The following is a 13,589-nucleotide window of genomic DNA, read 5'->3' on the forward strand; positions in this document are numbered from 1 at the left end:
GGGGAGAACGGGGTCGGGGTCGGTGGCGTCGGGGCGGGGACCGCCGTGAGCGGGGTCGGGGTCGGCGCGGCAGCGGGTATCGCGTGCGGCGCGTGCTGGTCCGAGGGGGCGGCCTGGGGTATCGACGGCGGGTCGGCGGGCTGGGCCTGGGGGCGGGCGACCAGGCGGCGACGCGCCGTCAGCGCCCGCAGTTCGTCGCTCGTCGAGCGCGCGGCGCGCATCAGCTCGGAGCGCTGGAAGCGTCGGTCGGAGGTGCGGCCGCCGCCGTCGGACAGCGTGCGGGCCTCCTTCGGCGCGAAGGGCAGCAGACCGACGACGGGCGCGCCGAGCGCGCGGGAGATCTCCGCCGCGGCGTACGGGCCCTCGCGGACCAGCAGCAGGGCGAGGGCGTCGCTCACGCCCTCCTGTGCCAGCTCCGCCGTCAGCGCCGCGACGCGCGGACGCGCGGTGCTCAGACCGCGCAGCGTCGTGCGCAGGACGGCGACGACGGCGTCGGCGCGGCGCGCCAGGACCGCGGAGGGGCCGTGGCCGCCGGAGCGGCCGAGGTCGAGGATGACGTCGCAGCCGTAGCCGTCGAGGGTGCGGCACGCCTCGGCGAGGGGCTCCCAGGTGTAGACGAGGGCGGCGGCCTGCGCCGGATCGGTGAGGCCGGGGAGCAGCAGGCGGTCGCCGGTGCCCTGCGGGGACAGGTCGATGCACTGGTCCCACATCTCCTGGAGCAGGCGGCCGCGCCGGTCCGAGACGGCGAGGTTGCGCAGGCCCTTGTCGGCCCGCACCTCGCCCCGGAGCGCACCGGCCAGCACCGCGCCGCCGTCGGGGTCGGCCTCGACCAGCAGCACCCGGCGGTGCTCGGTCAGCGGCCAGCTCAGCAGCAGCGCGAGGGCCGCGCTGGTCGCCCCTGGCGCGCCGGGACCGCCGGTGATCGCGACGACCGCCATCAGCCGCCTCCCTTCGTGCCGGGGGCGGCGAGCAGCACGGCGAACTTGCCGCTCGCGACCAGGTCGGCGACGGGCGCCGCCTGGTCGCCCGGGACGGCGACGTCGACGACGGTGGTGCCGTCGTCCACGGAGGTGGCGCCGACACTGACCACGCGCACGGTGACGGACTGGAGCAGCGTCGCCCCGGTGCCCGTCGCGCCCGCTCCGCCTGTCCCCGCGGTTCCGCCGGAGGCTGTGGTGGAGCCCGGCAGCGTCTCCGCGCCGGTGCCGGTGCCGTTGCCCTCGGCCGACGGGGTGTAGACGAGCACCACCCACGTTCCCGCGGTCAGGCCGGAGGCCGGGAGCTGGGCGGGTTTGGCGTCCACGCCGAGCACCTCCTGACCGGTCTGGACGAGCGGGTCGTTGGTGAGGTCCTCGGCGGTGAGCAGTTGTCCGGCCTTGAGGTCGGTGGTGGCACGCATGTTCAGGACGTGGCTGTCGGCGGAGAGCGGGTGCAGGGCGGGGTCGAGCGATATCCGCACTTCCGTCAGGTCGGCGGCGGTCAGCGGTTGTCCGGCCGGTACGTCGTGGGTGAGCGCGAGCACGGGGACGCGCTGGCCCGTCGTCAGGTACAGCGCCGCGCCGCCGAGGCCGCCAGCGGCAACCAGGGCGACGCCGAGGGCGAGCACGGCGGGGCGGCGCTTCCGCCGTTGCGGGGCGCGCGCGGGTGCGGCGGTCGGGCGTTGTCCGGCCGTGAGCGTCGGCGACGCGGGGGCTTCCACCGTGGTTCGCCTCTTTCCTTCGTCCGTGGCGTTGCTGTGCGTTCCTTGCGTTCCTTGCGTCTTGCGTTCTTGCGTTCCCTGCTGAGTCGTTGCTGATCGGTGCGGTCAGTTGAGGACCTGGATCTCCTTGACCGCGAGGTCGATCTGGTTGGCGCTCTGCATGTCGTCCAGGCCGAAGTTGCCCTTCGCGCCGGTGCTGGCCTTCCAGCGCACGTGCCAGCCGACCACGGCGGTGATGACGTAGCCGTCGTTCGCCTTGTCATAGGTGTAGGAGCAGCCGGCGACGAACCCGGTCTTACTGCTGAACGCCGTGCCCGGTCCGTGGCACACCGTCTGGCCCTCACCGGTGTTCCAGGTGACCCCGGTCGACCAGACGTAGGCGGTGACGGAGAGTCCGGGCACGCTGGCGGTGGCCCAGTCGGGCGCGCTCGGTGGGATGTAGGTGTTGTCGTAGCCGTCACCCTGCTCGCCGATCCAGAGCATGACGGGCGAGTTGACCAGCCCGTGCTGTCCGTCGCTGGGCGCGCTGTGGATCACCGCGGCGCGGCGCGGGATCTTCGCGATCGCCCAGGCGGCGAGCTCACCCGGCGTCACCTGCGGCGGCATGGGGGGCGGTGCGGCCATCCAGAGGGTGACGGTGCCGCCGCCCGCGTCGAGGGAGCAGGTACGGACGTAGACGGCGCCGTCGCCCGGCTGGTGGCCCTGCCACAGCGGGTCGCCCGCGGGGGGCTGCGGCGTCATCTGCATGTAGTAGCAGCCGTCCTGGGCGGACAGCCAGCCGATGCCGGGGACGTAGCAAGCCATCGGGGTCGGGCCGTACCAGCAGGCGCCGCCCTGGCCGCCGCCCCCGCCGGAACCGCCGCCGCCCGTCGGGGGTTTGCCGCCGTGGCCGACGACGACGCAGACGTAGCTGTTGTCGCACGGGCCCACATCAGCGTGCGCGGTGCCGCTCGCGCCCACCAGGCCGCCGAGCGCCAGGGTGAGCGCGGCACCGACCCGCACCCACACCGGTCGGCCGCGCCGACGCGCGGGCGCGGCGCTCAGCATGTTCTGCCCGTCTTGCGGGTGACTTCACTGATCATCCAGGCTCCTCCGACGGTACGGGCCGTCACCACCAGCGGGTAGCGCAGCAGTCGGTCGCCGGGCTCGCTGGTCCGGCCGCCCTGCGCGGTCACCTGGTGCCAGCCGGAGACGTCCAGGCAGTCCTGGAGCGTCGCCTGCTGCTCCCCCGCCGCGCCGCGCAGCGGGCCGACGGCGGTGACGACGGGGTGGATCTGGGGGGCTCCCGACATGAGCAGCCCGGCCGAGACGAGCCGCACCACGTTGGCGTAACTGTCGCTCAGCGCCTCACCGGTGGCGTAGGTGGACAGGTCGCTGCCGTCCGCATGGCCGGTGGACATCGCGCGTATCTGGGCCGCCCAGTAGCCGCGGTAGGCGCGGAGCACGACCTCGGCCGCCGGGCCGCTGATCCCTTGGGCCGGGCGCAGGCTGGGGGCGGGGGCGCTGGCGGGGCTCGAGGGCGCGCCGTCGAGTGTCTGGGCGCTGCCTGCATCGCCGCAGGCGGTGAGCAGCAGACCGATCGCGGCGACCAGCAGCGCCGCTCCCGCGAGGCGGCGGGTGGGAACGCCGAGCCGACTCGTGGTGGTGACCGTCGTGACCGGCCGTGGTGGCCCGCTGAGCGGGTGGGCCTTTTGGTCACGTAAAGGGTGGTTCAGGAACGCGGGTCCCAGGCGCCGCATGGCTCCCCCCTTGCCGCCGATTCCCCGGTTGACGGTGTTCAGCACCATATGCCTCGCACAGCGCGGTGTCCCGGGTTGTGGCTGAAATTCTCCCCACGGTAATGCCCACGTCAAGGTCACTCACAGGAATATGCCGATGTCAATACCCGGGAGGCGTCGGACCACGCCGGGGACCGGGCCTGAGCAGGCCTCGGAGCAGCGCACGGTTGCGAAGCAGCAGTCGGCTCGCGTGGGGCGGAGCGGTCCAGTGCGCGGCGGGCGGCGGGCCGCCGCGACCCGCTGCCGCCTGCGGCGCGTCCGGGTCGAGGGCGACCAGGGTCGGATGCAGCAGGCCCGGATCGAGCACGGCTGGCGCACCGGGCACCCCGGCGTCCAGGAGCGTGCCGAACACCTCCGCAAGCGTCCCTGCGCGGCCGTACGCCGGAGCGCGCCCCCGGCGCGGGGGCTCGTAACGCGCCACCCGGCCCCACACCGGCACCGTCGACGTCGCCGTCCGCACCCACTGCGGCCACTCCTGCCACGCCTCCTGGTCCGCCGTCAGGTCCACCACCAGCAGCGACTCCGCGGCCGAGCCGTGGGCCATGGCACTGGTCACCCAGTCGCAGGCCAACCCGCGCTGCGGAGCGCTGTCACGCAGGCTGCCGGCGACGACGAGGACGGGACGGCGCCGGCGCTGGTCCCAGGCGAGCTGGCCGGCCAGGTAGACCAGCAGCAGCCGCCCCTCGCGGGCGGCAGCCTGCTGGAGCGCGGCGAGCGCGGCGTTCGCGTCGGCCTCCGGATGCACGGTGGTGACCCGGCAGCGTCCCGGACCGGCGTCCGCGAGCGTCGCCGTCACGGCACGCCAGAAGCGCTGTGCTCCCTGCGCCGCGCCGAGCGAGCCGCCGAAGGCGCGCTCGTCGGGGCACTCGGCACCGAGGAGCACGAGCTCCACCCCGAGATCCACGCCACCCCCACAGCTGACCACACCGGAACGTTCCAGAAGCGAGCCGTCGAGGAGACGCCCCGGGCGCGCACCCACGGCGGAACCGTCCCCCGCCGTCCGCACCACGCGCCTCACCTGCTCGCCCCGGCCCTCTACCCCCTGCCACCGCACCAAAAACCGTCCACTCAGGCCCGGCCCCTGCTGACCGACGCACTCACGGCGCGCACGGGCCCAACCCCGAGCGGTCGAGCCCCACGCGCTGGGCGCACAGGCGGACTGCGCCCGGCGGGCGGGGTGAGCCCGGTACGAACAGAGCGTCTGAGGTGGCACGCCGACAAGGTGTGCGCCGTGCGAGCCGGGCGGGCGGACGGCCGAGTCCGGGCGGCGGGAGGGTCGCGCGCGTGGAGCCGAGCAGTGGTCCGGTGCCCGGGCCGACCGCGGCGTGCCGGTCCGACCGCCGCACGGCCGCACGCCCCCGCACGCCGAGGCCGCGACCCTCGCGCGCGCCGTGACCTGCGCCACATTCAGGAGGGGTGGACCGGGGGCTACGCTCCGGACCATGACCACCTTCGCCTCCCTTGAAGACCTCGCCGCCGCCGTGGGAACCGAGCTCGGCAGCAGCGACTGGCACCTCGTCGACCAGAAGCGCGTCGACCTCTTCGCCGAGGCCACCGGCGACCACCAGTGGATCCACGTCGACCCGGAGCGCGCAAAGGACGGGCCGTTCGGCACCACCATCGCCCACGGCTACCTGACCCTGTCGCTGATCCCGGTGCTCGCGAAGGAGTGCTACAGCGTCGAGGGCGTCCGGATGGCCGTCAACTACGGCTCGGACAAGGTGCGCTTCCCCGCGCCCGTCCCGGTCGGCTCCTCCGTCCGGGCGACGGCCGAACTGGTCTCCGCCGACTCCGTCTCCGGCGGCCTCCAGGTCGTCGTCCGCTACACCATCACGAGCAAGGACGGCGGCAAGCCGCACTGCGTCGCCGACACGATCACCCGCTTCTACGCGTGAGGCACGCGTGAGCCACACCTGACGGGACGGGCACGCCCGGGTCGCCGCCCGGGCGACCCGGGTGGCGCGCGGGTAGGCTGCGAAAGATCGTCACGCAGTTACCGCTCACCGCGTCTCCTGGAGGTGCTGTGCCCGGCCGTGCCCGTCCCGAGGGGTCCCCGCGTCCCGCGGAACCGACCTCGCCGTCCCTGCTGCTGGACCCGCTGACCTCCCTCCCGTCCGTCTCGCTCCCCTCCGTCACCGGCCCGCTCTCCGAACGCCTCGAGCGGCTCGGCCGCCTCGGCCGCCGCGGTCGCACCGGCCGTGTCCGCCCCGAGGGCTTCGGCTGCGCGGCCGAGCCGACCGGCGAGCGCCTGACCCGCATCCTGCGCTCGCCGCAGTTCGTCGACGGCGCCTTCCGCAACCCCGTCCGCACCCGGCGGATGCTTCCCGGGACCACGCTCGCCGCCCTGCAGGCGGCGCTCATCGAGAACCGCGACCGCCGCCGCCCGGCCCGTGCCGTGCCCGTCCACCGGCTCACCGCCGAGCAGCTCGCGCTCCCGCCCGCGACCGGCCTGCGGCTCACCTGGCTCGGGCACGCCGGGGTGCTGGCCGAGATCGGCGGGCGCCGCGTCCTGTTCGACCCGGTCTTCGGCGAGCGCTGCTCGCCCGTCCCGGGCTTCGGCCCGCGTCGGCTGCACCCGGCGCCGATCCCACCCGCCGAACTCGGCGCCGTCGACGTCGTGGTCGTCTCGCACGACCACTACGACCACCTCGACCTGCCGGCCGTACGCGCGCTGGCCGGGCGCGACGCGGTCTTCGCGGTGCCGTTGGGCGTGGGCGCGCACCTGGAGTTCTGGGGCGTCCGGCCCGAGCGGATCGTGGAGCTGGACTGGCACGAGTCCGCCGAGGTCGCGGGGCTGACGCTGACCGCCGCACCCGCGCGCCACTACTGCTCGCGCGGGCCCCGCACCAGCCGCTACCAGCTGTGGGCGTCGTGGATCGTCGCCGGGGGCGGCCACCGGATCTACCACAGCGGCGACACCGGTTACTTCCACGGCTTCGCCGAGACCGGCGCCCAGCACGGGCCGTTCGACGCGGCGATGATCCAGGTCGGCGCCTACAGCCGGTTCTGGCCGGAGGTCCACATGACGCCCGAGGAGGGCGTCCGCGCCCACCTCGACCTCGGCGGCGGTGTGCTGCTGCCGATCCACTGGTGCACCTTCGACCTCGCCCCGCACGCCTGGGACGAGCCGATCGAACGGACGCTGGAGGCGGCGCTCGCCCACGAGGTCCCCGTCGCCACGCCGCGTCCCGGGGAGCCCTTCGAACCGGCCGAGCCGCTGCCACAGCGCGCCTGGTGGCGCGTGATCGCGGCCCCGGGCGCGCACGAGGACGTCGACGGCGACACCCAGTCGCTCGTCCCCATCCCCGCCGACCTCGGCGCCGCCGCCACCGCGGACGCCGCGGACCGGCCGGACGAGGACGACGAGAACGACACCGTGGGCGCGCCCGCCTGACTGCGGCTCGCCTCAGCTGCGGCGCAGCGCCAGCAGGCGGAAGGTCGGGTCAGGCCGCTTGCGGTCCTGGTCCGGCAGCGCGGCGAGCCCGTCGAGGACGCGCTGCCGGTCGGCGGGCGCGAGGCGGCGGGCCCAGAACTGGTACCGGTCGCCGCGGATCAGGTCCGCGAGAGAGGTGGGCGTCGTGCCGCGCAGATGCGCGGTGAACGCCCCCTCCCCGACCGGCTCCAGCCCGAAGTCCGCCCCGTGCGCGACGATCCGCGCGGTGGCGTCCTGCTCGGCCGCGCCCACGGCGTTGTCCCGCCGCGGCCGCAGCTCCCCGAGCACGTCGTCGATGTCGCTGCCGACGTCGTGGCAGGCGTCCTTGTCGACCGTGCAGACCACCACACCACCGGGACGCAGGACCCGCGCGAACTCCGCGACCACGGGCCGCGAGTCCGGCAGCAGGTGGAGGAGCCACACGCTCGTCACTGCGTCCAGCGCCCCGTCCCGGAACGGCAGCCGGTCCGCGCTCGCGCGCAGGGCCCGCCCGGGCAGCCGGGAGTTCGCCAGCTGGAGCATGGCCTGGGTGAGGTCCACGACGACGACCTCCCGCCCCTGGCGCACGAGCCGGCGGCCGATGATCCCGGTGCCGCCGCCGACGTCGGCCAGCACGCGCACGTCCCTGGGCAGCAGTTGCTCCAGCCCCTCCGCCGCAGCCTGGGCCCGCACCTCTCCCCCGCGCGACTCGTCGTAGCGGTGTGCCTCGGACTCCCAGGAGAACTTCGCCGTCGTCATGCGCGGCAGGCTACGCCGCGCATGATCGTTCGTCATCGGCGCGGGGCGGTCCTCGGGAAGTCGACCAGGTCGAGGTAGAGCGGCAGACGGCGTCGCTGCGGCCCCGGGCGGACGCCGCGGGCGTAGGTGAACCGCCGGCCGTCGAGGACGTCCGTCACCACGTTCTCCGAGGCGGCGCGGCCCCGCAGGAAGAACCGGTCGAAGGCGTAGGGGATGCCCTGGGAGGCCAGGGCCGAGGACCGGTCCATGACCTGGAAGTGCAGGTGCGGCGCGGAGCTGTTGCCGCTGTTGCCCAGCTGGCCGACCTGCTGTCCGACCCGCAGGTGCTCGCCGAGGTGGACGTGCGCGCGGACGCTGCCGGGCTTCATGTGCGCGTACAGGGCGTAGTAGGTGTGGCCGGCGTAGGTGAACTTCTCGATGATGTGGTTGCCGGCGAAGTCCGCGAGCGGCAGTTGCCCCAGCGGCGGCTCCATCGTCGGCACCTGGTCGGGCAGGCCGTCGCGCAGCTCGACGACCTCGCCGTCGGCCGCGGCGGTGACGGGGGTGCCGTAGTAGGCGTAACTGGAGATCTTCGTCGCGGGGCCGGTGAAGAGCCGGTCGCGGTCGTTCAGCTTGATGAAGTCGATCGCCGAGCGCTCGGGGAAGTTGGTCCGTCCGTCGAGGGGGTTGACCGAACCGCGGTGGGCGCTGACGAGTCGGCAGCATCCGTTCGCGTCGAACCACCGCGTGCCCGCCAGCGGCGGGGCGACGACGGGAGCGGGGAGGTGGGAGACGGCCGTCGGTGCGACGGTCACGGTGACGTCGGCCGGGACGAGGCCGCCGGCCTGTCCGGTCGGGAACGTCACCCGGATCCGGTGGACGATCTGGCGGGGGATGTCGGCCCTGCTCGGGACGGTGGCGTCCAGCCAGACGATCCCCTCCTGTCCGGGGCCGAGGACGGCCTGCGGCCCGGGCGCCGTGCCGATCTTCGCGATGGCGAAGTGCGTGGCGACCTGATCGCCCGTCAGTGAGTCGAGCACCCGCGAGGGGTGCGCGCGGTCGAGGGCCCGGACCGAGTCGATCGTCGCGGGGTCGCCGCCGAAGTTCACCAGCAGCAGCTCGTACGGCATGTGGATGCGTCCGTCGGTGCCCTCGACGGGGACCGGGGAGATCGTCGGTGCGACCGAGACCGCGGTGACCTGGTCGCGCGCGGGGCGCGCGGTCCCCCAGGCGGCGGGAGAGCCGCCCGAAAGGCCGACGACGCCGGCGAGGATGGTCGAGGCGAGAGCTCTCCACATGATCGTTCCCCTGGGGTCGGTGGGGCGCGCGGCCGCGAGGCGCCTGCGCCTGCGCCTTCGCCTTGATTCGGACCGACCCTAAGTCGCCTGCGCCCGAGGGGACGCCCGTTGATCCGAGCGTGGGTGTGTCGCCGGCCGTCAGCGCGTCCGCGTCAGTGTGTCCCCGTCGGCTTGTCGGCCTCAGCCGATCTGTTCGGCCAGGGCGACGATGACACCCGCGGGGCCGCGGAGGTAGCAGAGCCGGAAGACGGACTCGTACTGCGCCACCTCGCCCAGCAGTTCGGCTCCGTGGGCGCGCAGGCGGGCGACGGTGTCGTCGATGTCGTCGACGGCGAACATGACCCGGTGCAGGCCGAGCGTGTTGGGCGGCGGGTTCCGCGGCACGGGCTCGACCGGTGCGGGATGGTGGTACGTCGACAGCTCCAGCCTGCCGTGGCCGTCCGGGGTGCGCATCATCGCGATCTCGCTGCGGACGCCGTCGAGCCCGACGGTCAGGTCCGCGAAGCGGCCCTCGATCTCCTGCCGGCCTTCGAGCTCCAGGCCGAGCTCGGTGAAGAACGCGACGGCGGCGTCGAGGTCGTCGACGACGATGCCGACGTTGTCCATCCGCTGAACAGTCATGTCCCCGAGCATAGAACCGCGCAGTAGCCGCTCACCGGAGCCGCCACGGCGTCCTCGCGCCGGAGGCGAAGGCCGCCTGCCCCTCGGCGAGGGACTGGGGGTCGTTGCCGACCTGGATGAGCGTCTTCGCGACGTCGAGGGCCTGCCGGTAGCCGAGCTCCTGCGCGTACCAGACCGCGCGCAGGGTCGCCTGGACGGCGAGCGGGGGCTGGGAGGCGAGAGCGGCGGCCGCCCGCCCGGCGGCCTCGCGCAGCTCCGACGCCGGGACGACCTCCTGGACGAGACCGATCTCGTACGCACGGCGGGCGCTGATGCGCTCGTGGTTGCCCATCAGCTGCATGCGCATCACCTCTCCCAGCGGCATGCGCTGCAGCATCGCCATCGACTCGAAGACCGACGCCATCCCGTACGTCGTGTGCGGGTCGAAGAAGGTGGCGTGCTCCGCCGCGATGATGAACTCGACCTGGCCGAGGAGGTAGAACGCACCGCCGCAGGCCATGCCGTTGACGGCGGCGATGACGGGCTTCCACAGGTCGCCCGCCGTCTTCGGGCTGATCCAGTCGCCGGGGTCGTCGAAGTGCAGCGGCGTGCCGCCACGGGTGCCGACACGCAGCTCCGGGTCGGCGAGGGCGCCGCGGTCGACGCCGGTGCAGAAGGCGCGGTCGCCCGCGCCGGTGAGCACCACGACGCGGACGGCGTCGTCCTCACGCAGCTCGCGCCAGAGCGTGCGCAGCTCACGCAGCATGCGGGCGTCGAAGGCGTTGTGCACCTCGGGCCGGTCCAGCGTCACCCAGGCGACGCCGTCCTCGCCCGCCTCGTAGTCCAGGGTCTCGAAGCGGCCCACTCGGATCCTCCCGCACTCCGGTGCACCGAAAGTCCGGCCCAGTCAGACTCTGGCGCAGTGAATGAGAACACGTTCTACTAGTGCCTCATCGTCCGCCATCCCGGCGGGAGGGGGAAGGCCATGCGCGCACAACGCCACGGACGCCGCATCATGATGACCCCCGGGGAACGCGACGCGTTCCTCGGCGCGCAGCGCACCTGCCGGGTCGCCACCGTGTCCGCCGACGGGCGTCCGCACGTCACGCCGCTCTGGTTCGCCTGGGACGGCTCCGCGCTGTGGCTGTACTCCATCGTCCGCAGCCGCCGCTGGGCGGAGCTGCGGGTCGACCCGCGCGTCGCCGTGGTCGTGGACGCGGGCGAGGACTACGGGGACCTGTGCGGCGTCGAGGTGACCGGCTCGGTCGAGCCGGTCGGCGAGGCGCCGCGGACCGGGGCGGAACCGGTCCCGGAGCTGGAGACCGTCGAGAAGGCGTTCGCGCTCAAGTACGGCTTCGGCGGGCAGATGTTCCACGACGGACGTCACGCCTGGCTCCGGATCAGGCCGGAGACCCTCACCTCCTGGGACTTCCGCAAGCTGGGCGGCGTGTTCCGGCCTTGAAAGGGCCGTTGACATGCAACGTTGTGCAGATCACAGCGAGGGGGCAGTTGCGGTCTGAAACGATAGGGCGGTGACAGCCGCGACACCGCACCAGCCAGCCTCCCCGTCCTCCCCCGTCGGACCGACCGAGATCAAGGGGTTCGACGACCTGCTCAGTCTCGACGAGATCGACCAGGGACTGTTCCGGGGCTGGTGCCACGCCGGCGCTCCGCTGCGCGCTTTCGGCGGGCAGGTCGCGGCACAGGCGCTCGTCGCCGCCGGGCGCACGGTGAGCCCGGGACGGCTGGTGCACTCGCTGCACGGCTACTTCATGCGGCCCGGCGACCCGCGCCGCCCGCTGGTCTACGAGGTCGAGGCGCTGCGCGACGGCGGCTCCTACACCACGCGCCGGGTCACCGCGATCCAGAACGGCGAGGCCGTCTTCACCCTCTCCGCCTCGTTCAAGATCCCCGAGGAGAGCCCGGACCGCCAGCGCGAGATCCCCGACCTGCCCGACCCGGAGGGCCTGCCCGACCCGTACGCCGCCTGGGCGGCGGGCGGCCCCGAGAACTACTGGGGCACCACCGGCCGACTCACCCTGGACATGCGGATCATCCCCCGCGACCGTCCCGGGCTGCCCGTCGAACTTCCGGGCGTGGTACAGCAGTTCGTCTGGCTCAAGTCGGCGCAGGCGCTGCCGCAGGACGAGCCGCTGATGCACGTCTGCGCCCTGGCCTACCTCTCCGACCTGACCCTCGCCTCGACCGCCGCCCTGCACGTGCAACGGCCGCGGGCCGAGCGGACCGAGCCCTCGCAGATCAGCCTGGCCTCGCTGGACCACGCGATGTGGTTCCACCGGCCCTTCCGCGCGGACGAGTGGCTGCTCTTCGCCCAGCGCAGCCCCTCCTCCTCCGACGGCCGCGGCCTCGCCCAGGGCGAGTTCTACACCCGCGACGGCCGCCTCGTCGCCTCCGTCGTCCAGGAGGCGCTGATCCGCGTCCGCAGACCCAAGCCCCAGGACTGACGGGACCGAATCGGGCCGACCGGACCGGCGGGAGCCGGGAAAACCCGCCGCCCCCGGACGTCGCAGCCGCCCGGGGGCGGCGGGCACGGACGCGACGCGAAGGGACTCGGCATGGGACTCGGCCTGGACCGACCGGTACTGCAAGGCTCGCTGCTGCGCCTCGAGCCGCTGGAACACCACCACGCGGCCGACCTCGCCACGGCAGCCGCGCAGAACCGCGACTCCTACGGCTTCACCCTGGTCCCCGCGCCGAACCGGGTCGACGCCTACGTCGACGCCCAGCACGCACGGCGCGCCACTGGCCTGCTCGCCCCCCTACGCGCAGATCTCGCGCGACCGGACGCGCCGTCGGCTGCACCGCGTACGGGGCCCCGCGCTGGGCGGACTGGACCGAGGAGCCTGCGCTCTTCGCCGTCGAGGTCGGCTGGACCTGGCTGGCCGCGTCCGCCCAGGGCACCGGCATCAACGCCGAGGCGAAGCTGCTGCTGTTCCGGCACGCCTTCGAGACGTGGGGCGTGGCCCGCGTGGATCTGAAGACCGACGCGCGCAACGCCCGGTCCCGCGCCGGGATCGCGTCCGTGGGCGGGGCCCTCAAGGGCGTCATGCGCTGGTCCGCACGTTCCTGGGTGCCCGGCGAGGAGGGACGGCTGCGCGACGCCGCCGTGTTCTCGATCGTCTCCGACGAGTGGCCCGAGCGGAGGCGCGCCCTTCAGGCGCGCGTCGCGGCGGCCGTGGACCGTGCGGCTGAGGGCCGACCGCAGGGCCTAGGCTGACGGTCATGAAGATCGACGACGTGACCGAGATCCTGCGCGAGGCGGCGGAGACCGTGATCCTGCCGCGCTTCGGGGCACTCGCGGCCGGTGAGGTGAGCGAGAAGACCCCAGGGGAGCTCGTCACCGTCGCCGACCGGGAGGCGGAGGCGCTGATCGGCCGACGGCTGCGCGAGCTGCTGGACGCGCCCGTGGTCGGCGAGGAGGCGACCGCCGCCGATCCGACGCTGCCGCGCGCGCTGAACGAGTCGCCCGCGGCGTGGGTGGTCGACCCGATCGACGGCACCGGCAACTTCGTCGCCGGACGGCCCGGCTTCGCCGTGATGGCGGCGCTGGTCAGGGACGGCGAGACGGTCGCCGGGTGGATCCTGCGGCCCGTGGACGGGACCGCGTACGTCGCCGAGCGCGGCTCGGGCGCGTGGCGCGACGGGACCCGCCTGCACCGCGGCCCCGCGCCCGCGGACGCGGCCGAGCTGCACGGGGACGTGCTCACCCGCTTCCTCGACGAGCCGGCCCGGGCCCGCGTCGCCGCGGCCGCGCCCCGGTTCGCCTCCCTCGGTCGCGGGGCGAGCTGCGCGGGCGTCGACTACCCGCGCCTCGCCGAGGGCGAGCGGGACTTCGTGCTCTACCGGCGCATCCTGCCGTGGGACCACGCGCCCGGCACCCTGCTGCTGGACGAGGCCGGCGGCTACGCCCGCCGCCTCGACGGCTCCCCCTACCGGCCGGGCGAGGACCGCACGGGCCTGCTCGCCGCGGCGGACCCGGACTCCTGGGAGCGGGCGCGGGCCCTGCTGACGTGAGGGCGATGTGAGGCTGGCGTGGAGCTCAT

General features: G+C 74.3%; 15 protein-coding genes and 1 pseudogene. 7 read left to right on the plus strand and 9 right to left on the minus strand.

Annotated elements, in window-relative coordinates; genetic code table 11:
• From TR49_RS12270 to TR49_RS12290, 5 genes are all read right to left on the minus strand, one after another.
• The coding region (locus TR49_RS12270; protein ID WP_063770076.1) for a CpaE-like family protein at window positions 1-938 on the minus strand (938 nt) is incomplete at its 3' end.
• A complete protein-coding gene (locus TR49_RS12275; RefSeq protein ID WP_042380924.1) occupies window positions 938-1,699 on the minus strand; it encodes an SAF domain-containing protein in 762 nt (253 codons plus the stop codon). The genes TR49_RS12270 and TR49_RS12275, both read right to left, overlap by 1 nt.
• Window positions 1,700-1,804: 105 nt before the next feature.
• Window positions 1,805-2,746 carry a hypothetical protein gene (locus tag TR49_RS39910; protein WP_052434232.1) on the minus strand — a complete coding sequence of 314 codons (942 nt, stop codon included), beginning with the start codon at window positions 2,744-2,746 and terminating at the stop codon, window positions 1,805-1,807.
• Window positions 2,740-3,438 (minus strand): hypothetical protein, encoded by a 699-nt coding sequence (locus tag TR49_RS12285; RefSeq protein WP_152627217.1) that lies wholly within the window; start codon window positions 3,436-3,438, stop codon window positions 2,740-2,742. The genes TR49_RS39910 and TR49_RS12285 overlap by 7 nt, the downstream gene beginning before the upstream one ends.
• 139 nt (window positions 3,439-3,577) lie before the next feature.
• Window positions 3,578-4,369: a hypothetical protein gene (locus TR49_RS12290; RefSeq protein WP_042380928.1), complete on the minus strand. Its 792-nt coding sequence runs from the start codon at window positions 4,367-4,369 to the stop codon at window positions 3,578-3,580.
• Between the two features lie 550 nt (window positions 4,370-4,919).
• On the opposite strand from TR49_RS12290, the gene TR49_RS12295 reads away from it, so the two are divergent.
• Window positions 4,920-5,372, plus strand: coding sequence for a MaoC family dehydratase (locus TR49_RS12295; RefSeq protein WP_042380930.1), 453 nt, complete (start codon window positions 4,920-4,922; stop codon window positions 5,370-5,372).
• 353 nt (window positions 5,373-5,725) lie between these two features.
• Window positions 5,726-6,871 (plus strand): MBL fold metallo-hydrolase, encoded by a 1,146-nt coding sequence (locus TR49_RS12300; RefSeq protein WP_236653347.1) that lies wholly within the window; start codon window positions 5,726-5,728, stop codon window positions 6,869-6,871.
• A 12-nt stretch (window positions 6,872-6,883) separates the two neighbouring features.
• Here TR49_RS12300 and TR49_RS12305 read toward each other — a convergent pair whose 3' ends face one another.
• The 4 genes from TR49_RS12305 to TR49_RS12320 all read right to left on the minus strand — a co-directional run bounded on the left by TR49_RS12305 (window position 6,884) and on the right by TR49_RS12320 (window position 10,390).
• Entirely contained in the window at window positions 6,884-7,648 is a 765-nt protein-coding gene (locus TR49_RS12305) for a class I SAM-dependent methyltransferase (RefSeq protein WP_042380934.1), read from the minus strand.
• A gap of 32 nt (window positions 7,649-7,680) precedes the next feature.
• On the minus strand, window positions 7,681-8,925 hold the full coding sequence (locus TR49_RS12310; RefSeq protein ID WP_052434234.1) for a M23 family metallopeptidase: 1,245 nt from the start codon (window positions 8,923-8,925) through the stop codon (window positions 7,681-7,683).
• Between the two features lie 180 nt (window positions 8,926-9,105).
• Window positions 9,106-9,546, minus strand: coding sequence for a VOC family protein (locus tag TR49_RS12315; protein ID WP_042381223.1), 441 nt, complete (start codon window positions 9,544-9,546; stop codon window positions 9,106-9,108).
• A 31-nt stretch (window positions 9,547-9,577) separates the two neighbouring features.
• Window positions 9,578-10,390, minus strand: a complete 813-nt coding sequence (locus TR49_RS12320; RefSeq protein ID WP_084724832.1) for an enoyl-CoA hydratase/isomerase family protein — start codon at window positions 10,388-10,390, stop codon at window positions 9,578-9,580.
• Window positions 10,391-10,510: 120 nt separating this feature from the next.
• On the opposite strand from TR49_RS12320, the gene TR49_RS12325 reads away from it, so the two are divergent.
• From TR49_RS12325 to TR49_RS12340, 5 genes and pseudogenes are all read left to right on the plus strand, one after another.
• Window positions 10,511-10,987: a pyridoxamine 5'-phosphate oxidase family protein gene (locus TR49_RS12325; protein WP_042380936.1), complete on the plus strand. Its 477-nt coding sequence runs from the start codon at window positions 10,511-10,513 to the stop codon at window positions 10,985-10,987.
• Window positions 10,988-11,057: 70 nt separating this feature from the next.
• Window positions 11,058-11,990 carry an acyl-CoA thioesterase gene (locus tag TR49_RS12330; protein ID WP_042380937.1) on the plus strand — a complete coding sequence of 311 codons (933 nt, stop codon included), beginning with the start codon at window positions 11,058-11,060 and terminating at the stop codon, window positions 11,988-11,990.
• Window positions 11,987-12,511: pseudogene (locus tag TR49_RS47010) on the plus strand (GNAT family N-acetyltransferase); the annotation flags it as partial. The gene TR49_RS12330 and the pseudogene TR49_RS47010, both read left to right, overlap by 4 nt.
• Before the next feature lie 3 nt (window positions 12,512-12,514).
• Window positions 12,515-12,763, plus strand: coding sequence for a hypothetical protein (locus TR49_RS47015; protein ID WP_439654101.1), 249 nt, complete (start codon window positions 12,515-12,517; stop codon window positions 12,761-12,763).
• A 5-nt stretch (window positions 12,764-12,768) separates the two neighbouring features.
• Window positions 12,769-13,560, plus strand: a complete 792-nt coding sequence (locus tag TR49_RS12340) for an inositol monophosphatase family protein (protein ID WP_042380939.1) — start codon at window positions 12,769-12,771, stop codon at window positions 13,558-13,560.
• Window positions 13,561-13,589: the final 29 nt, after the last annotated feature.

This window comes from Streptacidiphilus melanogenes (genome assembly GCF_000787835.1).
GTDB classification, from domain to species: Bacteria; Actinomycetota; Actinomycetes; order Streptomycetales; family Streptomycetaceae; genus Streptacidiphilus; species Streptacidiphilus melanogenes.